Genomic DNA, 25,416 nt, shown 5'->3' on the forward strand with positions numbered 1-25,416 from the left:
GATCTGTTATTTCCTTGGACGCTGAATGAGTTTCTGCTTCATCTCATCATTAAATGTGTCAAGTTCAATTACAAACTTCTTACTAGACTCAATAATACGCTCTGACGATTTCTCAGATGCTTCAATAGCAGCGAATACATTTTGGAATGATTCACGTAATTTACCCATGCTAATTGCAGGATTTTCTAGGAGTTTTGTTGTTTCTTCTGTATTTTGTTTTAATGCTTGAGAATTGCTTAATACCATTGATTCAATCGCTTCATTTGTCGCATTAACTGCATCAATTGTTTTACGTTGATTTGTTAATGCGAGCTGAATTGCAGCTGAAACCGTTATAACGTTTTGTGTCATCGTAATTGCATTGCGAATTGCTTCTGCTAGCTTTTCATTATTTTTCTTAATGATGTCTACAGATGCAATAGATTGTAATAATACACTTTTTGCTTGTTGCATATTACGAGTACGCACAAGTATCTTTTCTAATGCATCATTTATTAACGGAATATCCCTTTGACGTTCTGGATTTTGTTTCTCAGCTTCCAGCATACCAGCAAGTTTTCTTCCTAAGTATACTTGTTTATCAAGAGCGTGAATTTTATCGTGTGATTGCTCTTTTAACATTTCAAGACCAACCGTATCCTCTTGCAAGTTATCACGGCCAATGAGAAGTGATCTTATAATCTCCTCGATTTGCTTATCTATAGATTGATATTTATGCACGTAATTTTCAAGCGGATTTTTCTTAAACACTTTAAACATAAGTTTCTTCATACCAGTTGCTTTTAATGAGTTTGGATCAAGTTCTGATACCACTTTTCGTAATTCTAACAATGTATTTGGAATTTCTTCATTCTTTCCATTCATCATCGCTGTCACAGGACGTTTTAAAGCTGATAGCGTTTGTCCTGCCGCTTGCTGCTCTTTATCCCCTAAGTCTCCAAGCTGCGACAATACTTTTGATAAATCTGTATTTTGCTCGCTATTTAACTTTTGTACATAAAGATCTGCTTCTTTATTCAGTTCTTCAAGTTCTGCATCTTTTATTACTGTATCCACTACTACTTCTACATTATTATCTTTCACAATCGATACAGGTTCTTTTTTCTCGAGTTCAGTCAACAAAATCGCTCCTTTATTTATATGTGCGAATTTATGTGCACTATATTTCATCTAATATATCGTATTTCATATACATTTTTGCTTGCTTGAAATCGATTTTTCAAGAAATACCTGCTTATGCAGTCATTCCCTGTTTCATAGTATAAGTATACCTGTTCTCGTCATTATTTTCCTCAGACTTAAGACCTAGAGAACAACATACTGAAGACGGATTCTTCACAGCTTACCTTACTTATCACCACTGACTATTAATTTGAAATTCCATTTAGTTACCTTCTTAAATTCATACAATGCTCTATCTTTTGACATATACTATCTTTCAATGTGATAATTATATTAGGTCCACTTCTAATTATTCTTCCGCGCAACAAATGCTCCCTTTTGAAAAGCTAATAACACCGTTTCAAACGTAACGTCTTCTTCAATCATCTTTATAAATCCAGCTAATTCCCCCGCATGAGAAGTTGCATTATCAATTACAAGAAAACCTTTTGGCTCTAAAATACGTTTTATATGTTCCCACCACCACATGTATTGCGTGCGCTCTGAATCTAGGAAAATAAAATCAAATGAACGATCTACTTGCGAATCTAAAAATGCCCCAGCCTCTTGATTATGAATATCGATTCTCTGTGTAAGATTTGCCCTTTCAAAATTTCCAAGTGCCTCTCCAACCCGTTCTGAAGAAAGTTCTACAGTTATAACATTTCCATTTGTTTCTTCTACCGCATTTGCTAGCCACAATGTAGAATAGCCATTTGAAGTTCCAATTTCTAAAATTTTTTTTGCATTGCACCCCTTTACTAATACTGATAAAAACTGCCCCATTTCACGAGAAATATTTCTTAATTTTTCTTCTCTTTTTTCTTTATGTCGATCATGCTCTTCTCCATATTGTTCAAGTTGCAATAATAATGAATCTAGAGTATTCATTTTCTCCATCGCCTTTCCAAGCAATATGATGAAAAAGTACATGATGCCCGTCTACTTTTCATTATATGCGAAATGCACACCTTTTTCCTGTTATACGACAAAGAATTAAAATTTTTTATAGCATATTGTTTCGTTTTTTGGTAAAGTTAATTTCTACGTGCAATTATTTAATTCACATTATTTTACAATCAGTTTTCAATTATAAGATAATCTAAACCCCATTTAAATGAATCGGTATTTCTAATTCAACTAAGCGCCCTTTTCGGACGCATTTTCTTTTGTTTATATATTTCTGTAAGAAAGGATGCTTACACATGAACGTGATTAACTTAGATGCTGCTAGAAGACGTAAACAGCATAAAAAACTAATGATAACTATACCGATTATTAAACGCATTTATGAAGAAGACGGGGAAATTAAATTCGAGGTAGCCGGCGAAAAAGATGTACCTCTTGAAATGTTAGAAAAATAAAAAAAAGACGCACTTCTAAAGAAATGCGTCTTTTTTATACTATTACATTTAAGTGCATAAGTTTTTCAGGATTAACCATCATATAAATGTTTGAAATTTTCTCATCCTCAAATATGAATGAAAGTACATACGTCACTTTATTATTTATTGTAACTATAACGCCTGGTGCACCATTTACTATTTTGAAATCAACACTATACTTTTCTGGCAATCGTTTTGCAATTCCAAAGAACAAACGTATAATTTTATCTGCAGAATAAATCGGATTAATTGCAGTTGTAACTTTACCACCACCATCTGCTTTAAATATCGCATCTGTTTTTAATACTTCTAACATGCCTTGCGTATCCCCACACTGTAATGATGATACAAACTTTTCCACATAGGCAGCCATTTTCTTCGTACTTAATGTTGATTGCTTCGGCTTATCTAAAATACTTTTTCGTGCGCGTTGAAAGATCTTCCGGCAATTCACACTACTCTTATCAACAATTGAAGCTATTTCCTCGTAGTCATAACTGAAAACCTCTCTTAATATGAAAACAATCCTTTCTACCTCAGACAATTGTTGTAAAAGTAATAAATATGCCGTAGAAATTGATTCTTTCATTACAAATGACTCTGCTGGCTCATCAGACTCTTCCACAAATATGCTTTCATATTTTCTATAGATTGAACATCCTCTATATTATTTACCGCGATAAATACGTCATGAACGATATCTTCAGCGTCCATAACACTCCCAAGGATTCTATATGCTAATGAAAATAATAATGGTTGATACGCTTCATATAATTGCTCCGTTTCCATGATGAACTGCCTCACTTTCTAATTGCTTTAAAATGTGTAACGCTGCACGTTTCCCGCTTGCTACCGCAGCATCAGCTAATATTTCATCATGCCCAGCCCAATCTCCTGCAACGTAAACACCTGGCATTTCAGGTATATTAGGACCCGGATTTTCAACTCGGCCAATATGAGGAAAATCATGTACTACCGTTATTTTCGGTAAATATTGCTTTACAATAACTTCTCTTTTCCAATTGGGATGTAACAACTCCATCGTTTTTTCTAACTGGTCTTTATCATCAGCAAAATAATTTAACTCTACCAGAGGATTGTGATACTTAATTAAACTCACTACTATCGATCCATCTTCACTTAATTTAGCTGCTCTTGATTGATTCGTAAAAAATATGGGTTGGTCTAACCCCAATGCAAAATGATGCAATGGATTCGGTAATCGTTTCAAACCAATATCTAACGCTGCCACAGTCACTTGTATTGATTGTTCATTCCATTTTTGCAAACTTGTTCCTTCTGCACCTTTTATTATTTTACAAGCTTCTTTAGGTGGAATCGTCACGACGACTGCATCAACTTCAAATACTTCATCATCCAAACATCGAATTTTTTGTACACCTTCACAATATTCTACTTCCAAAACATGCTTACTAGCCAGAAATTGCACACCAACATTATTAGCTATATCTCTTAATTTTGTTATTATCGTCTCCCAGCCACCATCTACATAAAATACTCCTTCTTTCATAGAAAGCTGAATTTGCTTTAGTACTGATGATGCTAATTGCATTGTAGGAGCATATGTGTATGTCGTTGTTCGGCATAACGCATAAAACATATTTCGTACCATAGGATCCTGTATTTCTTTTTCTGCCCATACAGAAAGACTCATTTTTGGAATCATATTTATATCCAATTTCCCTAAATGAATCATAAGGCGAGAAAATTGTATTTTAGCTGACCATGAAAGTAACGGCGTTGATAAAATGGAGCGAAAATCCGTTGGGATAGTATATACGTCATCTTTCCATATTCCGTGTGCTTTCGTGGACGGCATTCCTCCCGTAAGATTCATACCAAGCTCGTTAAATGTTAAGAACGCTTCTCCTCCGCGGTATAAAGCGTGTGCTCCAAGGTTCATATATATGCCATTTTTATTTATTGTCATCGCTCTGCCACCAAAACGGCTTGATTTTTCTAATACAACAACTTTCCTTCCTTCTTTCGCTAAATATATAGATGCTGTTAACCCTGCAAGCCCCCCGCCAACAATTGCTACATCAAACTTTTTCATAATAAAATCCCTCCTTATCGTTCTACAAACAAGACGAACGATAAAGGAAGGATGTGACATTCCGTTACATATAATTTATTTCTTTTAACTACTTATTGCAGAATCAACTGTTTGATTTACAAACAGTTGATTCTAACATTAACTACTTTCTTCATATGGACATTGTTAGTGTTAATGAATGCCCATTTTTAAAAATGAGTTTATTTACATAATATTATTATTTTTTGTTTTCTAATCCCTTACATGCTGGTACCAAACTTCACTTTCTTCTTCACTCATTTCTCCTATTATTTTTGAAAAATCTATTTTTCTATCAAATGAGTCTTTTAACATATAAAATTGTTCAAATGACCCTGAAAATGTTTCTAATGACTTAGAACAACAAATCGTTTCAATGTTTTCAATTGTTGCCCCATCTAATTCTAATTCCTTTAGTCCTCTCATTCTACATAACGCCGATCCATCCTTTACCTTTGTATCTTTCAATTTTATATTTTGAATTGACGCGTTATGTTGAAAACAATTTAAATTATCAATGATACTATTTTCAAATTCAATTGTTATTAATTTATTTAAATTTTGTAAAACAAGTAAATCCAATTCACTAACATTTTCTAAACTTAAAATATACAAATGCTTTAAAGTATCTACTTCTGAAATTGCATAGAGCTGCTCACGATTTGAAATATGTACAGAAAGCGATTCTAACGTTTGAAACTGTGGTAGTAATGAAAAATCTTTAATACCAGTATGTGAAATATCCAATTTTTTTAATGATGATATTTCTACAAGTGCCGATAGAGTATTTACTCTCGTCTTCTTTATATTTATTTCTTGTAAGTGCTGTAAATGTAAGAGTGGCGTTAAGTTTTGAACCGGATTATTAACTAAATATAGCTTCTTTAAAGAATTCATCCGTTCTAATCCTGTTATATCTTTAATTTCATTTCCAGTTAAAATTAGTTCTCTTACTTCCGTACACATCTGTAATGGACTAATATCTACTAACCCTTTTCCACCTAAATATAATCTCTTCTCTCTAATAAATTTATCCGCACGTTCAGAAGAACCCACAATATTTTGCCATTCTCCATCTAAATTATCGTACCAATCTTTAACATTATTTTCAGATTGAAATATAAATTGAGGATGTAAAACAGGTAATTCAATATTAAATAATGCGTCTAAAAAATGTATATTATCGTTAGCACCATAACTCCAATATAAATAGTCTTCCTCCTGGTGAATGGTGAAATTTTTATCTTTTAACGTTTGTAAAATAAATAGTAAAAAATCTGAAATTCTATTTGCAATTACGTATTTTACTTCTTCATCTCGTCCAAAATTAATAACTTGTCCCATTTCCCCCTTTTCATCCGGATCAACATCTATTCCTATATTGTTCCCGCCATAATCCTTACTAATAGGTATCCAATTGTGATTCACATATCTTTCCTTAATACATTTTGCTGGTATTGAAAATGCATCAAAATTAAAAAACTCATCATCTTCAATTATTTTCCATATTCTCCACTCATCCAAAACTTCTTTTAAGGAGAGAAATGGCAAACCAAAAAACAATCCTGGTCCCGATTTAACTTCACCGTTATGCGTGAGATAAAGCATACGTAATTCATCTGGAAACGAAATTCCCATTTCGCTTTCGACATATTGAATTTCTTCTATTGTTGCAGGTCCATTCAAAAACGGTTTAAAGTGATTTTTCAATTCCACTTCCAACTCTTTTAAAATTGGATTTTTCATTTTCCACACTCCCTTTTTATTAACTAATAAAAAAGCTCCTTTAATTACATTAATTGTAATTAAAGGAGCTTTTTCTCGCAACCAAACTTATTTTATACTATTTCATCGAAATTCAATCATACTGCATATGTACTTGCAATTTTATTATTTAACAAACTAAAACCATCCTCCCTTTCACATTTCAATAACTAGACTCATACCCTAATTTCAGATTGCATTAAAACATAGGAAAGGCGGGTAATACAATTGACTTCTAATATCGACTACACTTCCCCCTCAACTAATTTCACTCATGATTTAAGTAAAAGTAATTTTTTTAAGAAAGATGCCCAAAACTATATAAATGTACTTGGCATGAAACAATTAAACACTTTAGAAAATACTTCTTTATTAGATATTTATTTAAGTACAGGCAACGTTGTAGAACCACATATTCATCAAAATGCAGCTGAACTCGTTTACTGTATTTCAGGATCTGCTGTTGTTTCTTTACTTAATCCATTTACGAATCAAATATTAAACTTACCGATAAAACCAGGGCAAGTTGCCAACATTCCACAAGCGTGGTGGCATTATGAAATTGCTTCAGCAGATAATACTCATTTATTAGCTATATTCGACGCCCCAACCCCAGAAGTTATTTTTGGTTCTGATATTTTAAGATTAACTCCCGCTAATATGATGGCTCATACTTATTGCCTCAATGAACAACAATGGAAACAAGCAGTATCCCCAATTCAATCCACTACGGTAATTGGTCCTCCCGGAAACTGTAATCAAAACCGCGACATGATAAATCAGTCAACTCAGCCCCCTACTCAACAACAAAATCTATATTACCAAGATTCTTATTACTTCCCTCTATACTGGGGGTATTAATTAGTATCATTTTAATAGAACCACCATTTATCTCCTCGGAAAATATCGAGGAGATTTTTTATCGTAACAATTAATAGAGTACATACATATAATATTTATATATTTAATTGGAGGTGATAGTACTATGAGTAATTATAACTATCGAAAAAACTACTCTAATAATAAAAATAGTAGCTCTTCAGCATCCTCTCAATCTTCGAACTCTCAATCTTCCGATTCCCAGTCACAAAGAGATTTAGCCGAGCAAGGCTATGTAAAGAAAAAAGGATGTAACTGTAATAAAAATAAATAGTTTATTACTAATTTGAGCAATGACATTTCACCGCTCATGATTAACAATTTAACCCACTAGTATATAGTTTATTTAATGGATGAATTCTGTTTTTAATAGAATTCATCTTTTTTGTTTATATGTAATTTTTCAAACCATATAACTTATTCCATAAACAATAAAGTGTAAATCATAAATTTTGATTTTTCTTATATACCAACTTAACAAAGAGTAACTTTTCAATTGATTTATTTCTAATTTCCCACAAAAAATATAGCCCCACCTAATAAAATTAGGAGGGGCTATATACAAATGCCTGTTTAAATTTCAAACAAACATTGTAACAAGTTAGACGATATTAATACCTGCACTTACAAATCCAGCAACTGCAGCTATTGGACTAGCAGCTGTTAATGAAACATATAATAATACTTTATCCCCAGCGGCTACCGGAATTGCTTCAGGTATGATACCTGATGCTGTAGCACCAATCGCTATTACAGCAAATGCTGGTGCTAATAATAAAGGTGCGCCCTGTACTGTAAATGTATTACTTGCTGCAGGTGCAGTTAATATTTGTATCTGCACTTGAACAGGTGTTAATGGAGCTAATGCAGCTGTTGCACTAAAGAAACCTGCTAACGATGTAATAGTCCCTGCGCGTGGTGCTACAAATGCATAATCACCTATCCCTAACGCTAATGTGATACTTGTTCCACCCGTTAAAGCTATGCCAGGCTGACTAAATCCAAATCCAAGAAGAGTTCCTGTATTAGCTATTATCGCGTTAACTAACGCAGATGGTGTTGTACCTGAAGCAAACGGAATAATAGCTCCGCCACCAGTTGCTCCTGTTGCTCCTGTTGCTCCTGTTGCTCCTGTTGCTCCTGTCGCTCCTGTTGCTCCTGTCGCTCCTGTCGCTCCTGTCGCTCCTGTCGCTCCTGTCGCTCCTGTTGCTCCTGTTGCTCCTGTTGCTCCTGTTGCTCCTGTTGCTCCTGTTGCTCCTGTCGCTCCTGTTGCTCCTGTTGCTCCTGTCGCTCCTGTTGCTCCTGTCGCTCCGCCTCCTGTTGCTCCTGTTGGACCTGTTGGACCTGTTGGACCTGTTGGGCCTGTCGCCCCTGGAGTAGCATTGATTAATTGAATTAATAAACCAAAAAGAACTTGTAAAGTTGCAGGATCGATATTTGAGTTGCAGGATACAGGGATAAGATCTAAAGCGAAGAAGAATTGTGCAAGAGCGCTATAAAATTGTTGCAATAATGTTGACAATTGTCCTAAATTAGGTGCTGGAGATTGTAATAAAACTATAATACTTTGAGTTAATTGTTTCAAAAAATTAACTTCTGGGGAAGGTAATAAGGAATTTAAGAAAATTAAAAATTGATTAAATAAATCGAGTAACGCTAATCTGTTTGCATTACTTGGATTTGCAAAAAATGCTGCAATAGCTGATATTAATGAATTTAGTAAAGTAATTAATTGACTTAATTGTTGGCTAGTAATAGGAACTGACTGTGGATTTTTACAACAATCTGCTGAAAAAACAATCGGATTGCAGTTATTATGACCAAAACAATTATTATGTGACATTTATTTCCTCCTTACTTTTCTTATAGTTGAGTGTTTTCCTATTCTAAGAACTATAAAAGATGCGATTGTAAAAAGTAGTTGAGTTATATGTTTCTCTTAAAATAGGAAACATGAATTATAATCAAACTTGAAAACGTAATTTAATTATGTTCATGACTCACATATTAATTATATGTTTTTAATAATTGACTGCTTAGATTAAACACCTAAACTTAAGAGTTTATTTTATTTTTCCACGTTTATCTCCCAAATTCAATTGCCTATCAATTTAATTATCCATAGTAATCACTAAAACAATCAATAACATATGTTCCACTTATAATGACATCACTTTTTCCATACTAGAATAATTAGTATTTTACCTATACAAAAATTGTGTTGAAACTATAATCAGGATGCCGTTTCTAATATAGAAAATTCTCATATTATATAGTGGACAAGTTATTCTAAACTTCGTTCCAATAAATTTAGAATAGGAGTGAGAATTAAATGCCTATCATTCAACCATTTATGGCATCTAGAAGATTTACCTCTACACTAGGAGCTGGAACAGGCACAGGTGCTGCTTTTGCGATTGCTGCCACAGCTTGTTTAAACGATGCGGGTACTACTGCAACTGCCTTCCCAACTTTTACGTATTACAATCTCTATATAAACGGTATTCTTCAGCCTAGTGTAAACTCCAGTGTTACTACTGGTCCTACTGGTGCTATTACAATTCCTGGCGGAGATGCATTAGACGGTGGAATTCCAATTACAATTGAATTTATCGTCACTTAATTTTAACTAACCAAATTTAGAACAAAAAGGGCAGATTTCTCTTTATAGGAAATCTGTCCTTTTTAATTGATAATAATAAATTGTAGGATAATTGAAGATCCTTGTGAGGGTGGTTCAGCATCTAATAAAGTTAACTGACCAGCTGTAACTTCATAAAAAGGTTGTGGTTGAAGAATTCCATTTATAAATAGATTAATATAAGAAACTTCACTTGGTGATAAGATTTGTGTTGTACCGTATTGTGCTATACCATCTGCATTAGTATATATAAGTTTTTCCCCATCTGAAAAAGTAAAATATAATAGGTTTGTTGTTGGGATTGTTCCCGGTATTCCCGTTGGGCCGGTTATTCCTGTTTCTCCGGTTGCTCCCGTTATTCCTGTTTCTCCGGTTGCTCCTGTTACTCCCGTTATTCCTGTTGCCCCTGTTGCTCCCGTTATTCCTGTTGCTCCTGTTGCTCCCGTTACTCCGGTTGCTCCGGTTGCTCCTGTTGCTCCCGTTACTCCGGTTGCTCCGGTTGCTCCGGTTGCTCCCGTTACTCCGGTTGCTCCTGTTTCTCCGGTTGCTCCGGTTGCTCCTGTTTCTCCGGTTGCTCCTGTTTCTCCGGTTGCTCCTGTTTCTCCTGTTTCTCCTGTTTCTCCTGTTTCTCCGGTTGCTCCTGTTGCTCCTGTTACTCCTGTTGCTCCTGTTTCTCCGGTTGCTCCTGTTACTCCGGTTGTTCCGGTTGCTCCGGTTGCTCCGGTTGGAAAATTAATAGACGGAAGAGGTGGAAATGTAGGACCAATATTTTTAGAATCCATAACTTCCTTAGACATTGGTAATTTGTCATATCGATTCAAATTTGCATCTCCCTTCTATAGTATTTATTAAATGTTAGATGTTCCGAAATGTTAAAAGGATTATCTAAAAAAATATTATTAATAGAATATATGAAAAGTATCTCCTTTATCATAAAAATGAGGTGATTTTAATTAAAAATAAAGATAGAGAAAATCCCCAAAATAATGACGTACAATTATCTATAATTTCACTTGAAATTATCCTTCCTTATAGACTAACTGGTCCTACTGGTAGTACTGGACCCATGAGTAATACCGGACCCACGGGTAATACCGGCATAAACGTTACAACAAATTCTATGTTTGCAAATAATACAGTGGATGGAACAGTTTCAGTTGTACTAGGTGGTACTAACATACTACTCTCAAACAATCAAAGCCTTGATAGCTTTGCAGTCAATAGTGCGAATGATTTATTTACAGTCCCTGTAACGGGACGTTATTATCTTTCTTATCAAATTAATACTACAACTGCACTTCTTGCGGGTTCAAGACTAATTTTAAACGGATCTACATCACTTCTGGGCTCAATTCTATCTCCTGCCTTATCTACTTCAAGTTATAATAATAATTTAATTACAATATTAAATGCAGGTAATACTATTTCTCTTCAATTATTCGGTCTCTTATCAATTGTCAATTTAGTCGGTGGTGGATCAACTGGCGCCTCTCTAACAATTATACGAGTTGATTAATAAATGATTCATTTTTTCTTCTTAGCTTTAAATGCCATTCCCCTATATAGATAGTAGAAACTATCTATACTAAATATTCCGGATAAACATTATCAATTTACTCTATACGCTATCAATGTTAAGTTATTTATGAAGACAGTTTCTCCTTTACTAATCATCTCAATATGTATTTGAGAAACATTCTCCAATCCTATACGCGAGAGAAATACTGTGTTGACACTCAAATGAGTGTCTTTTTTTTGTAATTTTTCACATAATAAAAACCACCTTGTATAGATGGTTTTATAATTACGCTTCCCTTATATTTTTTATGTACATAAAAACTTATGAAGCTGGATAATAAATTGTCATACTCAACCGAGTTAACGTACTTCCTGAATTATAATAAGCGTGAGGTCTATCCGCCTTAAACCTGATTGAGTCTCCACTATTTAATCTATATTGACAATTATTTACCTCAATTGTCAGTTCACCATCAAACACAGTTATAAATTCCTCTGTTCCTTCTTTATGCGCTTCAGCATATAACTTTCCTTCTGTTTCAATTTCAACAGTATAGATTTCAAAATGTCTATCATCTTGGAAAGGAAACGAAGGATACACTTTATATCTCCCATTGTCTTCAGATAATACTTGAACATCGTTTCGTAAAATAACTTTCGTATCTGGCTGTGGATTATTGATTAAAGAAGTAAAAGACACTTTCAGGCCATTAGCAATTTTCCAAATCGTAGTTAGTGTCGGGCTAGATTCTCCCCTTTCAATTTGTCCGATCATCGTTTTACTTACACCACTTAATTGAGAAACTTTTTCTAAGCTCAGCTTTTCTTTTTCTCGAATAGCTTTTAAATTTTTTGCAAGAATAAGTTGAATTTCCTCCATAAAAAAACACTCCTATACAATATAACGACCATTATGTATAATAAAAAGTATACGTTATATTGTTCTTTTCAGTCATTATAACATACAAATTCAAAGGGAGGTTTGAAATGCCTATATTTTCTTTTTTATTATTCGTCTTTATTAGTAGCTTCACACCAGGTCCTAACAATTTTTTAGCTATGACATACGCCAACCAACATGGGTTAAAAAGTAGCATTAAATTTTGCTTCGGAGTGGCTTTCGGCTTTTTCATCATCACTTCATTATGTAGTTTCTTTAATATTATACTTATAAACATTCTGCCAATAATTGAATTTCCTTTAAAAATTTTAGGTGTAGCTTATATGCTGTATTTAGCTTTTAAAATACTCAATAGTAAAAGTAGTGCAAATACAAATGAAAAAAGCAATAAAAACTTATTTTTAGTAGGAATTATGCTTCAATTCGTTAATCCAAAGGGAATATTATTCGGACTGACTGTAGTATCAACTTTTATTCTCCCTTATTACAATTCATATTCTAGTTACCTTCTTTTTTCATTATTTTTAGGAGTAGTCGGTTTAATGAGTACGTTTAGTTGGAGCCTATTCGGTTCAATGTTCCAAAAACTTTTATTAAAACATAACCAATTCTTTAACATTATTATGGCAGTTTTATTAGTTTTTAGCGCTATTTCAATTGTTATCAACTAGCTCCATAACCATCCTAATTCTTAATTTAACAGTCAATCCGAAATAAATAATTATCCTTCCACCTATCATCTTTGTTTTTTTAGTATGATATGGTGGGAACCTTCTAGCGATAAGATTCCCACCATATCATACTAAATAAGAAGTGTGTTATATAAGGAGGAGGTTTTCATTAAGACTACTTTAATTTCTCATTTTTACAATGAAGAATATTTACTTCCATGGTGGTTAATGCATCATACAAAACTATTTGATCACGGTATTCTAATTAACCGAGGATCTACTGACCGTTCAGTGGAAATATGTAAGTTATTTGCACCTCATTGGGAAATTCGCAATTCAAAAGTATTAGAATTTGATGCCTATTTAGTTGATCAAGAAGTTATGGAAATTGAAAAAGAAGTTACTGGATGGAAAATGGTATTAAATACGACAGAGTTTCTTTGTTGTTTTAATAAAGAACAATTTTTTACTTCACTTAACTCTAATGGAGGGAACATGTTTTCCATTAGAGTTATAATGATGATCGATGAACCTTCTCACGGCTATTCTAATCCAAGATACAGTATTCCACTAGTCAAACAACGTTATCACGGTATTTTAATCCAACCCAGTCCCAATCTGCTTTATCTCAACGGTAGATTAATTCACAATACTTCCCATGGTGACTACAGAGTCGGCAGACATGGCTCACATTATCCATATAGCATTTACATGCAGCCTGCCTTCGTTTTAAAATTTTTTTATAGTCCATGGAACGAGGCTATGAAAAAAAGAAAATTACAAATTGGACCCACTCTTTCTAAACATAGTGTACAGCGTGGTTTAGGTTCTCATCATTTAACAACACTTGAAAAATTAGAAAAAAACTATACGCACTATGCGACCTTAACTACTGATCTTCGGTTAATCCCAGAATACCAAACTGTATTTCCCGATCTATGCTTTCCTAACTATTAATATCGTAAAAAGGTTAGCTATACATTTCTTATATTTGGGTTAACTGAAACAAATTCTACAGAACATACATCTAAAATTTTTTCTCTTATTCTCCTAAATAGAACTTTTTTCTACCTTGTACAAACATTTCTTACTTTTATTAAATACTATATATAGACAAATAAAAGATAGGAGATTAAAGAATGGCTGACTATTTTTATAAACATGGAAAAAAGTACTATAAAAACTATTCGTATTCTCACCACAAAAAAGAGAACTGTTTCATTGAAACGCATACGATTGCCGGTTCAAATATACCTCTAGATATTGTCGTACCAGCTAACACTTCAAGAATAGTTTTTGAAGATTCTACTAATAATCACAACAAAACATTACTTCAGTTTCATGTTCCTGGCACTTCTGCACCGATTGTAATAACTATTCGTACAAGAAATTCTCGTAGACCAATTACTGCTACAATAGCTACAGGTGAAACAAGGATTTTTCAAGTAGAAAATTTTGAAAGCCTCACTGTCACAAATAATACCAATACAAGTAGCGATATTGGTATTTTTATTCAAAAAACGTTTTGCATCTGCTGTGATGACCAAAATGATTACTATGCAGAACAATCACATTCTCTTAACCAAAAGAGTAACTGTTTTATTGAGACTCATACCATAGCCGGTTCGGGAACTTCCTCAACTGGAAATGTACCTCTAGATATTATCGTACCCCCTAACTCTTCAAGAGTGGTTTTTGAAGATCTTACTATTAATCACAACAAAACATTACTTCAAATATCTGTTCCTAACGATTCCGGTCCCATTGAAGTAACTATTCGAACAAGGATTTCTAACACACCAATTATCGCTACGATAGTTCCTAATGAAACAAGGATTTTTCAAGTAGAAGATTTCCAAGAACTTACCCTCACAAATAATTCCGATTCCTTTGATTTTATTGATATATTTATCAATAAAACGTTTTGTATTTGCTGCAATGATCAGAACAACCCTTGCGATGAATGTTGCAATGAATACGACAATGATTATGATTGCTAGAATAACCGAAAAAGAAATCTCTCCTTTTACATTTTCCCATTAATACAAGAGGATGCTGTTAAAACATTTAGTGAGAGATTATTCGGATAGCAATGTTTGCAAATACAAAAATGCGGTTTCTCTTATCACGAGAAACCGCATTATATCAATATTTTTGTTAAATTTTAAACTGACTTGTATACAAATCAAAGTAGAATCCTTTCTTTTCCATTAGGAATTCATGATTTCCTTTTTCAAAAACACTACCATCTTTAATTACAAGTATTTGATCTGCTTTTTCAATCGTTTTCAGCCGATGGGCAATTACAAAGCTCGTTCGCCCTCTCATTAAATTATTTAATCCAGATTGAATTTGTAATTCTGTTCTCGTATCAATATTAGATGTAGCTTCGTCGAGAATTAATATATCTGCATCCGCTAAGATTGCTCGTGCAATCGCAAGAAGTTGTTTTTGTCCTTGACTTAAATTCGAACCTTCTGAAGCGATTTCTGTTTCATATTGATTCGGTAAATGCTTAATAAAAGAATGTGCTGATGCAGCTTTAGCAGCGGCCATTACTTCTTCATCACTTGCATCCAAACGCCCATACCGAATATTATCCATAATCGTCCCAGCAAATAAATACGTATCCTGTAAAACAACCCCTATTTTACTCCGTAACGAATTAATATCATAATCCTTTATATCTTTTTCATCAATGTTAATTTGCCCTTTTTGAATGTCATAAAAGCGAGTTAACAAATTAATAATTGTTGTTTTTCCTGATCCAGTTGGACCGACTAAAGCGATAGTCTCCCCAGGATTTGCCTCGAGACTCACATCTTTTAAAATCATGTTGTCCTGTGCGTATCCAAATGAAACTTTCTCAAGCCTAACATGTCCTTGTAAATTTTGTACAAGTACTGCATCTTTTTTATTTTGAATTTCTGGTACTTCATCCATAATTTCAAAAACACGTTCTCCTCCAGCAACTGCAGCTTGAATCGTATTCATTAAAGTTGCAAATTGACTAAGTGGTCTTGAAAATTGTCGAGAATAATTAATAAAAGCTGCAATGACACCTACTGTTGTCATTCCGTTTAATACCATTACCGATCCAGTTCCAATTACAAGCCCCATTCCTAAGTTATTAATAAAGTTCATACTTGGAAAAATAAATGCTGAAAACGTTTCAGCCTTCGTTGCTGAAATTCTTAGCTGTTCGTTAATTTCATTAAAGTTATGTAAGGTTTCTTTTTCTTTTCCGTATAACGTAGTTACGTCTGCACCTGTAATAGCTTCCTCAATAAATCCATTTAATTCCCCTAAATCCTTTTGACGCTTCGCAAAGTTTTTGCCACTATAAGCAACTAGTTTTTTTGTAACGAAAAACATAATAGGTACTGTAATTAAAGTTACAATCGCTAAAATCCAATCTAATGAAAACATCGCAATTGTTACACCTATAAATGTTAACGCTGATGAAATAATTTGCACAACACTTTGTGTCAAAGCTTGATTTAAGTTATCAATATCATTTGTCACACGGCTCATTAAATCACCTTGCGAACGTACATCAAAGAATCTTAGAGAAAGCGTTTGGATTTTATCAAAAATATCTTGTCGTATTTTTTGTATCGTCTTTAATGCAACATTAATCATTACAAATGTTTGTAACCATGTTAACAATACGGTTATCCCATATATTGCAATGAGTAGCATGCACATTCTTGCTGTCCCACTTAAATCCTTCGGTACAATGTATTCATCAATAATGACCCCCATATAATATGGCCCAAGTAAACCTAGTAATGTCGTGATAAATACAAGAATAATAACGAACATAAGAGATGCTTTTTGATACCCCATATAGTTCCATACTCGCATTATAGTTCCTTTAGTATTCTTTGTTTTTCCCGTTTTCGGATTGTTACGTCCACCTTTATTTCCAAATTGTCCTTGAAAATTACGCACGCTCTTCCCCTCCTTCTTGCTGCAGGTTACCACCTTGGGAAAGATAAATTTCCTGATACACTTCACAAGTTGCCAATAAAGCCTCATGCGTACCAGTTCCAACTAATTCACCGTTATCCAAAACGAGGATTTTATCAGCATCTATAATAGAAGATATTTTTGATGCAATTAAAAATGTCGTTGTGCCACTATATTTCGACCTTAACGCTTCTTGTATTACAGCTTCTGACTTCGCATCAACTGCCGATGTAGAATCGTCTAATACAAGAATAGATGGTTTTCTCACTAAGGCTCTCGCAATAGATATACGTTGTTTTTGACCGCCAGATAGATTGGTTGCCCCTTGTGTTAAGTTATATTGATAAGAGTCATCCAGCTTATTGATAAATTCAGTCGCACAAGCAGATGAAGATGCTAATTCCAATTCATCATCAGTTGCATCTTCTTTGCCATAACGTAAATTCTCTTCTATACTGCCTGAAAAGAGAATTGCCTTTTGTGGAACGAAGCCAATGGAAGCACGAAGTTTTTGCAAATCGTATGCTTTCACATTAACATCATCTATACATATTTCACCTTGATCAACATCGTAAAGTCGTGGCAATAGTTTCGCCAATGTAGATTTACCACTTCCAGTAGATCCAATAATCCCTATTTTTTCACCTTTACGTACGGTAAAGGAAATATCTTTTAAAACATATTCATTATTTTTCGTATAACTATAACTAACATTTTTAAACTCTACATTACCATCCACTTGTTTTGGTTCATATGCGTCGCCTTCAGTTGTAATATCAACTTCAGTATGTAAGACTTGTTGTACACGATCAGCTGATGGAAAAGCACGGGCAATTTGAATAAATACCATACTAATAGACATAAGTGACATTAAAATGATATTTAAATAGTTTATAAATGCTAAAATTGCTCCAACTTGAAGGGTACCATTGAATACTTTTTCTCCACCTATCCACAAAGTTGCTACAATCCCGCCATTTACAACTAGCATAATAATTGGCATCATCAATGAAATAATTTGTATAGCACGAATATTTATTTCAGTTAAACTTATATTAACTTTCTCAAACTGTGAGATTTCATATTTTTGTCTTACATATGCTTTTATAACACGTACACCGGATAAATTTTCTTGTAGCTTTGTATTTACTTTATCTAATGCTTCTTGTACTCGTTTAAATGAACCGCTCGCTTGACCTGCAATCCATACAATTGCAACTAATAAAACGGGTACCACAACAAGTAAAATTGGAAATAGGTCTCTCGCTGTTACAAAGACTATAATGATACTTCCAATAAATAATAACGGTCCACGGACAAGTACACGTAACGTCATCGTCATTGCCGCTTGAATAGATGTAATATCATTTGTCACGATTGTTAATAATTTACCTGTTCCAAATGAATCACGATTTTTGCTAGAAAATGTTTCTATTTTCGCAAACACATCTTTTCGTATGTCTGTAGCGAAATTAACAGCAGCTTTTGTAGAATACATCATACAACCAAGTCCTCCAACTAAACCGATTGCTGCTGCCCCTATCATAAGAAGCCCCATTTTTATTACATAATTCAAATCCCGGTTTGCAATTCCAACATCAATAATATGTTGCATTATTGTCGGTTGAATTAAGTCCATCGCAACCTCAAGTACCATAAATAGCGGTCCAATAATAGCGAAGAACATGTATGGTTTTAAATACTGAAACAACTTGCGAAATGATTTCATACATAATCTCCTTTTTTCATAAAATTACCATTGAATAATTCATATTCCTCCTTATTTAAGTGATATAGTCTGTAATTTCTTCATTAGTCCTAATATATTATGCAAATTAATATTTAACATTATTAAATGATAAGTTTTAAATCATTTTTAGTCAATAAAATGGAACTTTAATCTACCAGGCATTTTCACTGCCAGTTGATGTGAATACTCTTTAACTTAATAAAAACCGCATTCTCATTTAGTAAGAATGCGGTTTTTCCATCTATATTTGTTCAATTTTAAAATCGAAAACCTCGGTCTCGAATCCATTATTTTCAGAAGGACTACACGTATAAAAACCAATTTTAACAGGCTCATTACCTATGTCCTCCATCAAATGAGCGATTCTTATTTGTTCCCATCGCTGACTCGTTTTCACATATATTGTATAATCGCCAAGTTTTCGAATAATTCGAAAACGTAATTGTTGCTTAGCAAACTCATTTGGATAGTCTTGCGTTGACCAATCAGAATAGCCATTATTCGTTACGACAGCACCTAAATGTGATGGGCCCTCAGGAATATATTCTAAAGATGTTTTTAACCAACACTTCTCAGAAATCATAACAAATAAACCCGCTTGATCGTATGTCGCATTTGGATTCATGCGCAATTGAACTTCAGCCTGAAAATCTGTCATTATCTCATCATAAAATACATGGCCATTCATTACTTCAAAACCATAATGGGTTTTCAGCCAAAAATCTGTTTCTTCTTTCGAATGGACAATGAATGTATCATTGTCTTCAAGTTTGTAAAATTTAGGTGCGTTCATTACAGTAAGTTGCTCAATATGATTTGGTATATATGATGTTTTCATAATTCCTCCATAAAAAAGCATTTAAATTAATATTTAAAACTCAGTTAATACCGGGAATTTATAACCTTTAAAATCTAATTCTTTATTACTTCGAACCATTAAATACTTACTAGTCTGTAATTCTGTATATTGTACATCATCAATTCCTAATTGATCTGGGTAGAAATAAAATTCAATCTCCGTAAATTCCCCAGAGATTTCCTCACATAATTCATCTAAAATCGGAATTACCGGCGCAAATACTCCAAATAATTTTAGTTTTTGATTTTCTACTGTAAAAACAATCAGTGCATCTAATTTCTCTGAATAATAAAGGTTTTCATTCCATGTTGAATCATACATATTTAAATAAAACGAAGAGCGGTAATTTAACGTTGAAAATTTATTAGAAAGCCTTTGGCCATTTTCAATAATCTCATGTATTAATTGTCTATCCTCTTCATTATAAAAATCTAACTTTTTAAGTTGAGAATCTTTATCACTCTTGTTTTCGTATGATACTGTCATCAAATATTCTTGCACAATTTGAAAACCAAATGGTTTATATAGTTCCGGATTTTCAGTAAACAAGACCGCACACTCGCATTGCTCATCAATTTCCTCTATCATCTTACTAAACAATTGTTTCATTAATCCTCGTCTACGATAATTCGGATGTGTCATTACTGATTGAATACCCGCTGCATTTATTTTTTCACCATTAATTAAAAGCGGAAGTGAAAATGCCGCAACATTTGCAATCGCTTTATCATCTTGTAAAAATGATAATGCTTTATATGTATAATCCCAATATCCTTTCGCTGAAAAATCATGCAATGTTTGACTTGTAATCCCAAACACTTCTTCAAATAAAGGAAATAACTGCTCTCTTTTCGGTTCTTCTAATAGAATATTTACAAAATTATCAACATTCCCCATATTGTCCCTCCATACGTCGATTCCATTAAATTAGATATACTTATATGACCTACTCCTAGAATAATAGGCCTTTCAAATCAATATAGTATCATAAAACATAAAAAAATAGTCTAATTTATTTTTTGTTTTGACTATTTAAAAATAAGTCAAATAAACTCATATGAAGATTTTTGAATATTAATAAGTTTATTATATACAAATGGTGCTTTCTAATTAACTTATTACTAATAGAAATGCACCATTTATAAAAATATTATTCACTTATTATTTTGTTCCTTCAAGTCGCTCCTTCGTACTTATTTCTTCACCCCTAATACGCTTTTCAAACGTCTTTCTCCAACTAGTAGACAGTGCATTTACTTCTAAAATCCTTCTTAATCCTTCAGAGTTTTGCTTTTCTTTATGCATTATGCGATTCGCAAACGAAATTGACACACCTTTTGGATCAGGCCTCAAAAATTTCAAAGTATCTACCGGTAATATCCACCCTTCTTTTAATACTCGAAAATAAAAACCTGTGTATCCTGTATCTTGAAAATATAATGGTAGCTTTGGAATATTATATTTCTTCGCTAATTTAAAACAAGGTTGTCTTGGCTGCGTTACTTGTACAATCGCTTCTCCGAGTTGAAACGTGTCACCAATACAAACATCTTCTTCACGCATTCCGCTTACTGTTATATTTTCACCGAAAGCCCCATATACAAGTTCCTGATTCAATTCTTTTTCCCAGTACGGATAGTGGTCACCAGTATAAACACAAACCGCTTTATCTACCCCTCCATGATGAACTAAATCCGCCTGTCCATCTCCATTAAACTTTAAAAATGATAAAAAAGCAGGTTCCTTTACTTGCTTTTTATTTATCCCTGTTTGAATTAACTTCCCACCATACATAACCTCTTTTGGCAATCCTATATTTAAAGATAGGATTTCATATACTTTAGTCATTCAAACCCCTCCTCTTACTTGCGGCACAACTTTTCAAAAGACTCATTTATTATTTCAAACCCTCTATCTATTTCTTCGTTTGAGATAACTAGAGGTGGTAAAAAGCGTAGTACATTATCAAATATCCCCGCTCCAATACTTATAAGCCCATTCTTCCAAAAATCTTCAATTAGCTTTACTGTTAGTTCTTTTGCAGGTTCTTTCGTTATGCGATTCGTTACAAGTTCCATTGCAACCATCGCACCGATTCCACGAACATCACCAATCACTTCGTACTTTAATTGCATTTGATGTAGATGTGACATTATTCTATTTCCAACTTGCTGAGCTCTTTCAACTAGATTTTCTTCTTCCATAATTTCAAATACAGCAAGACCGGCTGCACATGATAATGGACTTCCCGCAAAGGTCCCACCGACTTGCCCTCTCCCAGGAATATCCATCAACTCCGCACGGCCAACAATTGCACTTAATGGTAAGCCTCCAGCTATTGATTTTGATAATGTAATAATGTCAGGCTCTATTTGAAAATGTTCCGTTGCAAACCAGTTCCCAGTTCGACCAAATCCAGTTTGCACCTCATCCATTATCATTAAAATACCATATTGATTACAAATCTCCCGGATTCGTTTTACAAATAAAATAGAAGGAACAATAAATCCAGCTTCTCCTTGTACTGGTTCCATTACGATTGCCGCTACTTTTTCAGGTGATACTTCTTCTAAAAACTTTTCAAACTGATAGATGACTTGAGAATCCACTTCTTCAGGAGAAGCCCCTTCTTCAGCTCTGTAATAGTACGGATACGGCAATATATGCATGTCTGAAACGAACGGACCAAATCCTGCTTTATATGGATTTTCTTTGGTCGATAAAGACATCGTCATTAATGTTCTCCCATGAAATCCTCGTTCAAACGAAATTACTTTACTCCTCCCTGTTACTTTACGTGCGATCTTTACAGCATTTTCAATCGCTTCCGCACCACTATTGGCAAACATCGTTTTTTTCTTGCTTGTACCTGGCACTTTCTCATTAATTTTCTCCGCTAAAGTAATATAATTTTCATATGGAGTTACATGAAAACAAGGATGTATAAATGATTCTGCTTGTTTTTGTACCGCTCTTACAACTTTCGGATGACAATGTCCAACATTTTGCATACCAATTCCACCAGCAAAATCAATAAACTGATTTCCATCTACATCTGTTATTATCGCTCCCCTTGCTTCTTTTACATATAAAGGCGTTAAATGATATATTCCTGTCGGTACAGCCTCCTCATACCTTTTTTGAAGCACTTGTGAATAACTGCCCGGTAATACACTAGATTTCAACAATTCTTCTTCACCTCATCTAATTTTTTAATCAATCCATTTCTGATAAAGTGATTATAAATCCCACAAAACCATTGTTCAATTCAATTATTTATATAATAATGATAGGTATATCCTATGATTAAACTTGAGGTGATTTCAATCGAATTACGACAATTAGAATACTTTTTAGCTGTTTCGAAAGAATTACATTTCACAAAAGCAGCCGAGAAATTAAATATTTCACAACCTTCACTAAGCCAACAAATACGTGCATTAGAACATGAAGTAGGCATGCCACTTTTCGATCGAATTGGTAAAAAAATATCTTTAACTGAAGCAGGAAGAGTTTTATTATCGCACAGTAAAACAATCTTTCATGAAGTCGAACAAGCCCGTTCTGCCATTCAAGATTTAAACGGATTACAGCATGGTTCCTTAACAATCGGCTCATTGTTAACCGTCGTAAATTATTTACTACCACCAACCATTTTAAATTTCAATAATTTATATCCTAATATTGAGCTTTCTGTATTAGGTCTTCGTACAGGAGAAATTCGCGAAAAATTATTACAAAACGAATTAGATATTGGCATTACATTTCTACCAGTGCAAGATAAAGAGATTATTTCTATCCCACTATATAAAAGTGAACTTACATTAGTTGTGCCATCCAGCCATTCTTTAACTGAACGTAAGTATGTATCTATCGAAGAATTACAGGAATATCCTTTAATTCTTCTGCCAAAAAATTTCTATTTAACAGAGCTAATAACAACGCATTGTCAAAACTTTAACTTTAAACCAAAGCCAATTTTAGAAATTAGTACGATGGAATCTTTAATTCAAATGGTCTCAAAAGGTATGGGAATTACCGTGTTACCAAAACCGTATATAGACTTTTTGCAAAGTGAGCACATACAAGCTATTAAAATTGAAAACCCCACTCCAACAATAGATATAGGACTTATTTATAGAAAAGATAAGTATATGCGCGCTGCTACCCGGAAATTTATTGAGCAACTCAAAATAACAGTACATTCTCTACAAAAATAAGCATAAAAGAGATTATCCTATGAAGCCGATGCACAACGACCTATTAGAATAATTTCTTTTCATAATGAAATAAAACATTACATATAAACTCATATAATTTTAGTGCACCTTTTTTGAGATTGGAATATATTTTGTAAAATACGCCCCCACTAGCAACAATACGATTGAGACTAGCCAAGTAAAAATACCGCCAAGATGAGAAATCCCCTATGATGTGTAGTATTGATATTGAAAATAATGAGGTATTAATTAGTTCCATTGTTTTTTATAACGACAAAGAAGATGAGTATATTGCTATAGAAGATGTAGTGAAAAAGGTTGAAATGCCTTTATCACTTAATATTAATCTCACAATTAACGGAGAGCCTAGATTTTTAAAATTCTCTGCAGATAAAATTGATATTTATAAAAACACTATAAAAACTAACTTAAATTAAATTTCAATTAAAGTTAGGAAAATACTCATTACGCAAGAACTGGGAAACCATAATAATTAACGGTTTCCCAAATATCCTTCTATTTTCAATATTTATATAAATTCATACTAAATAATCCCCTTTTTCACCAATGTCTCTGCGATTTGAACTGAATTCCAAGCTGCACCTTTTAATAAATTATCAGCAACAATCCAAAGATGAAATCCTTTTGGTGTATCAGGATCTTTGCGTATTCTACCTACAAATGTATCTCTTTTACCCTCTGCATATAATGGCATTGGATAAATTTGTTCACTAGGGTTATCTTGTAAAATAACACCTGGTGCATTCAGTAATACTTCTTTAATTTCTGTAACGGTCGCTTCTTTTTCAAGTTCAATATAAACCGATTCGGAATGCCCTGATACAACTGGAACTCTGACACAAGTAGCTGCCATTTTTAGATTGGGATCTTCTAAAATTTTCTTCGTCTCTTGAATCATCTTTACTTCTTCGAATGTGAAATCATTGTCTGTAAATATATCTACTTGTGGCAGTACATTAAATGCAATTGGATAATTTTTTTTATCTTTTTTCGCGGGCAATATAGTACTCTTCACTTCATCACCTGCAAGCATTGACTTAGCCTGTTCTTTTAATTCATGAATCGCATGAATTCCTGAACCTGATACAGCTTGATACGTTGAAACAATAATTCGTTCTAAACCGAATGATTTTCGAATTGGCTGGAGAGCTGTTACCATCTGTAGTGCTGAGCAATTCGGAACTGCAATGATACCTTTATGCTCCCTTAAGGTGTGTGCATTTACTTCTGGAACGACGAGTGGTACATCGTGTGCCATTCGGTATTCACTTGTGTTGTCAATTACGATTGCCCCGCTAGAAACCGCATGATTTACATATTGTCTAGAAACTTCTCCTCCAGCACTAAAAAATGCAATGTCTATCCCTTCAAAACTAGTTGATTTTGCCTCTTGTATTTTAATCTCTCTTCCTTTAAAACTTACTGCCTTACCAGCAGATCGTTTTGACGAAAGTAATGTAATTTCTTCTATATTAAACTTCGTTTCTCTCTCTAACAATGCAATGATTTTTTGTCCAACTGCACCTGTAGCCCCAACTACAGCTACATGATAGCTTTTTTCACTCATTTTTTCTCCTCC

At 33.6% G+C, this 25,416-nt stretch carries 22 protein-coding genes and 2 pseudogenes; 9 read left to right on the forward strand and 15 right to left on the reverse strand.

Annotated features, from left to right (window positions below):
- Positions 1–6: 6 nt before the first annotated feature.
- Together MKX77_RS12150 and MKX77_RS12155 are read right to left on the reverse strand one after the other, a co-directional pair.
- Positions 7–1,119 carry a toxic anion resistance protein gene (locus MKX77_RS12150; protein ID WP_341306767.1) on the reverse strand — a complete coding sequence of 371 codons (1,113 nt, stop codon included), beginning with the start codon at positions 1,117–1,119 and terminating at the stop codon, positions 7–9.
- A 348-nt stretch (positions 1,120–1,467) separates the two neighbouring features.
- Positions 1,468–2,061, reverse strand: coding sequence for an O-methyltransferase (locus MKX77_RS12155; protein WP_002085565.1), 594 nt, complete (start codon positions 2,059–2,061; stop codon positions 1,468–1,470).
- A gap of 305 nt (positions 2,062–2,366) precedes the next feature.
- Here MKX77_RS12155 and MKX77_RS12160 point away from each other — a divergent pair, with 305 nt between their 5' ends.
- Positions 2,367–2,525, forward strand: a complete 159-nt coding sequence (locus tag MKX77_RS12160; protein ID WP_002085567.1) for a hypothetical protein — start codon at positions 2,367–2,369, stop codon at positions 2,523–2,525.
- A gap of 34 nt (positions 2,526–2,559) precedes the next feature.
- Here MKX77_RS12160 and MKX77_RS12165 read toward each other — a convergent pair.
- From MKX77_RS12165 to MKX77_RS12175, 3 genes and pseudogenes are all read right to left on the reverse strand, one after another.
- A pseudogene (locus MKX77_RS12165) lies at positions 2,560–3,335 on the reverse strand (sigma-70 family RNA polymerase sigma factor).
- On the reverse strand, positions 3,313–4,623 hold the full coding sequence (locus tag MKX77_RS12170) for a phytoene desaturase family protein (protein WP_341306768.1): 1,311 nt from the start codon (positions 4,621–4,623) through the stop codon (positions 3,313–3,315). Before MKX77_RS12170 ends, MKX77_RS12165 begins: the two are co-directional and overlap by 23 nt.
- Before the next feature lie 231 nt (positions 4,624–4,854).
- On the reverse strand, positions 4,855–6,387 hold the full coding sequence (locus tag MKX77_RS12175; protein WP_341306769.1) for an SMI1/KNR4 family protein: 1,533 nt from the start codon (positions 6,385–6,387) through the stop codon (positions 4,855–4,857).
- 246 nt (positions 6,388–6,633) lie between these two features.
- On the opposite strand from MKX77_RS12175, the gene MKX77_RS12180 reads away from it, so the two are divergent.
- Positions 6,634–7,266 carry a cupin domain-containing protein gene (locus MKX77_RS12180; protein ID WP_002085579.1) on the forward strand — a complete coding sequence of 211 codons (633 nt, stop codon included), beginning with the start codon at positions 6,634–6,636 and terminating at the stop codon, positions 7,264–7,266.
- Positions 7,267–7,885: 619 nt separating this feature from the next.
- Here MKX77_RS12180 and MKX77_RS12185 read toward each other — a convergent pair.
- Complete coding sequence (locus MKX77_RS12185; RefSeq protein WP_341306770.1) at positions 7,886–9,127, reverse strand: exosporium glycoprotein BclB-related protein; 1,242 nt, start codon at positions 9,125–9,127, stop codon at positions 7,886–7,888.
- A gap of 489 nt (positions 9,128–9,616) precedes the next feature.
- On the opposite strand from MKX77_RS12185, the gene MKX77_RS12190 reads away from it, so the two are divergent.
- Positions 9,617–9,907, forward strand: coding sequence for a DUF4183 domain-containing protein (locus MKX77_RS12190; RefSeq protein ID WP_107887531.1), 291 nt, complete (start codon positions 9,617–9,619; stop codon positions 9,905–9,907).
- A 62-nt stretch (positions 9,908–9,969) separates the two neighbouring features.
- Here MKX77_RS12190 and MKX77_RS12195 read toward each other — a convergent pair whose 3' ends face one another.
- The gene (locus MKX77_RS12195) at positions 9,970–10,746 is read right to left on the reverse strand and encodes a DUF4183 domain-containing protein (protein WP_341306771.1); all 777 of its coding nucleotides are present in this window, start codon (positions 10,744–10,746) and stop codon (positions 9,970–9,972) included.
- Between the two features lie 245 nt (positions 10,747–10,991).
- On the opposite strand from MKX77_RS12195, the gene MKX77_RS12200 reads away from it, so the two are divergent.
- Complete coding sequence (locus MKX77_RS12200; RefSeq protein WP_341306772.1) at positions 10,992–11,441, forward strand: BclA C-terminal domain-containing protein; 450 nt, start codon at positions 10,992–10,994, stop codon at positions 11,439–11,441.
- A gap of 324 nt (positions 11,442–11,765) precedes the next feature.
- Here MKX77_RS12200 and MKX77_RS12205 read toward each other — a convergent pair whose 3' ends face one another.
- Positions 11,766–12,323: a helix-turn-helix domain-containing protein gene (locus MKX77_RS12205; RefSeq protein WP_002069930.1), complete on the reverse strand. Its 558-nt coding sequence runs from the start codon at positions 12,321–12,323 to the stop codon at positions 11,766–11,768.
- A gap of 107 nt (positions 12,324–12,430) precedes the next feature.
- Here MKX77_RS12205 and MKX77_RS12210 point away from each other — a divergent pair, with 107 nt between their 5' ends.
- From MKX77_RS12210 to MKX77_RS12220, 3 genes are all read left to right on the forward strand, one after another.
- Complete coding sequence (locus MKX77_RS12210) at positions 12,431–13,015, forward strand: LysE family translocator (RefSeq protein WP_063219529.1); 585 nt, start codon at positions 12,431–12,433, stop codon at positions 13,013–13,015.
- 144 nt (positions 13,016–13,159) lie between these two features.
- Entirely contained in the window at positions 13,160–13,972 is an 813-nt protein-coding gene (locus tag MKX77_RS12215) for a glycosyltransferase family 2 protein (RefSeq protein ID WP_341306773.1), read from the forward strand.
- Between the two features lie 182 nt (positions 13,973–14,154).
- Positions 14,155–15,015: an exosporium protein D gene (locus MKX77_RS12220; protein WP_341306774.1), complete on the forward strand. Its 861-nt coding sequence runs from the start codon at positions 14,155–14,157 to the stop codon at positions 15,013–15,015.
- Positions 15,016–15,172: 157 nt separating this feature from the next.
- On the opposite strand, the gene MKX77_RS12225 is transcribed toward MKX77_RS12220, so the two are convergent.
- From MKX77_RS12225 to gabT, 6 genes are all read right to left on the reverse strand, one after another.
- The gene (locus MKX77_RS12225; protein WP_341306775.1) at positions 15,173–16,969 is read right to left on the reverse strand and encodes an ABC transporter ATP-binding protein; all 1,797 of its coding nucleotides are present in this window, start codon (positions 16,967–16,969) and stop codon (positions 15,173–15,175) included.
- Positions 16,962–18,716, reverse strand: coding sequence for an ABC transporter ATP-binding protein (locus MKX77_RS12230; RefSeq protein WP_341306776.1), 1,755 nt, complete (start codon positions 18,714–18,716; stop codon positions 16,962–16,964). Before MKX77_RS12230 ends, MKX77_RS12225 begins: the two co-directional genes overlap by 8 nt.
- Positions 18,717–18,978: 262 nt before the next feature.
- On the reverse strand, positions 18,979–19,575 hold the full coding sequence (locus tag MKX77_RS12235; RefSeq protein ID WP_002127357.1) for a DUF1349 domain-containing protein: 597 nt from the start codon (positions 19,573–19,575) through the stop codon (positions 18,979–18,981).
- Between the two features lie 33 nt (positions 19,576–19,608).
- Positions 19,609–20,493, reverse strand: coding sequence for a GNAT family N-acetyltransferase (locus tag MKX77_RS12240; RefSeq protein WP_215556335.1), 885 nt, complete (start codon positions 20,491–20,493; stop codon positions 19,609–19,611).
- Between the two features lie 264 nt (positions 20,494–20,757).
- A complete protein-coding gene (locus MKX77_RS12245; RefSeq protein ID WP_341306777.1) occupies positions 20,758–21,444 on the reverse strand; it encodes an MOSC domain-containing protein in 687 nt (228 codons plus the stop codon).
- Between the two features lie 14 nt (positions 21,445–21,458).
- The gene (gene gabT / locus MKX77_RS12250) at positions 21,459–22,784 is read right to left on the reverse strand and encodes a 4-aminobutyrate--2-oxoglutarate transaminase (protein WP_341306778.1); all 1,326 of its coding nucleotides are present in this window, start codon (positions 22,782–22,784) and stop codon (positions 21,459–21,461) included.
- Between the two features lie 129 nt (positions 22,785–22,913).
- Here gabT and MKX77_RS12255 point away from each other — a divergent pair, with 129 nt between their 5' ends.
- Positions 22,914–23,816 carry a LysR family transcriptional regulator gene (locus tag MKX77_RS12255; RefSeq protein ID WP_341307958.1) on the forward strand — a complete coding sequence of 301 codons (903 nt, stop codon included), beginning with the start codon at positions 22,914–22,916 and terminating at the stop codon, positions 23,814–23,816.
- Positions 23,817–24,010: 194 nt separating this feature from the next.
- A pseudogene (locus MKX77_RS12260) lies at positions 24,011–24,253 on the forward strand (hypothetical protein); the annotation flags it as partial.
- A gap of 107 nt (positions 24,254–24,360) precedes the next feature.
- Here MKX77_RS12260 and MKX77_RS12265 read toward each other — a convergent pair.
- Complete coding sequence (locus tag MKX77_RS12265; protein ID WP_341306779.1) at positions 24,361–25,404, reverse strand: aspartate-semialdehyde dehydrogenase; 1,044 nt, start codon at positions 25,402–25,404, stop codon at positions 24,361–24,363.
- Positions 25,405–25,416 lie beyond the last annotated feature (12 nt).

The sequence above is a fragment of the Bacillus sp. FSL R9-9410 genome, from assembly GCF_038050385.1.
GTDB lineage: Bacteria > Bacillota > Bacilli > Bacillales > Bacillaceae_G > Bacillus_A > Bacillus_A cereus_U.

Bases quoted from the DNA above. Each gene is read 5' to 3' on its own strand.
- MKX77_RS12155 (WP_002085565.1), bottom strand. From the start codon at position 2,061: ATGGAGAAAATGAATACTCTAGATTCATTATTATTGCAACTTGAACAA.
- MKX77_RS12160 (WP_002085567.1), top strand. From the start codon at position 2,367: ATGAACGTGATTAACTTAGATGCTGCTAGAAGACGTAAACAGCATAAA.
- MKX77_RS12170 (WP_341306768.1), bottom strand. From the start codon at position 4,623: ATGAAAAAGTTTGATGTAGCAATTGTTGGCGGGGGGCTTGCAGGGTTA.
- MKX77_RS12175 (WP_341306769.1), bottom strand. From the start codon at position 6,387: ATGAAAAATCCAATTTTAAAAGAGTTGGAAGTGGAATTGAAAAATCAC.
- MKX77_RS12185 (WP_341306770.1), bottom strand. From the start codon at position 9,127: ATGTCACATAATAATTGTTTTGGTCATAATAACTGCAATCCGATTGTT.
- MKX77_RS12190 (WP_107887531.1), top strand. From the start codon at position 9,617: ATGCCTATCATTCAACCATTTATGGCATCTAGAAGATTTACCTCTACA.
- MKX77_RS12200 (WP_341306772.1), top strand. From the start codon at position 10,992: ATGAGTAATACCGGACCCACGGGTAATACCGGCATAAACGTTACAACA.
- MKX77_RS12205 (WP_002069930.1), bottom strand. From the start codon at position 12,323: ATGGAGGAAATTCAACTTATTCTTGCAAAAAATTTAAAAGCTATTCGA.
- MKX77_RS12210 (WP_063219529.1), top strand. From the start codon at position 12,431: ATGCCTATATTTTCTTTTTTATTATTCGTCTTTATTAGTAGCTTCACA.
- MKX77_RS12220 (WP_341306774.1), top strand. From the start codon at position 14,155: ATGGCTGACTATTTTTATAAACATGGAAAAAAGTACTATAAAAACTAT.
- MKX77_RS12230 (WP_341306776.1), bottom strand. From the start codon at position 18,716: ATGAAATCATTTCGCAAGTTGTTTCAGTATTTAAAACCATACATGTTC.
- MKX77_RS12235 (WP_002127357.1), bottom strand. From the start codon at position 19,575: ATGAAAACATCATATATACCAAATCATATTGAGCAACTTACTGTAATG.
- MKX77_RS12240 (WP_215556335.1), bottom strand. From the start codon at position 20,493: ATGGGGAATGTTGATAATTTTGTAAATATTCTATTAGAAGAACCGAAA.
- MKX77_RS12245 (WP_341306777.1), bottom strand. From the start codon at position 21,444: ATGACTAAAGTATATGAAATCCTATCTTTAAATATAGGATTGCCAAAA.
- MKX77_RS12265 (WP_341306779.1), bottom strand. From the start codon at position 25,404: ATGAGTGAAAAAAGCTATCATGTAGCTGTAGTTGGGGCTACAGGTGCA.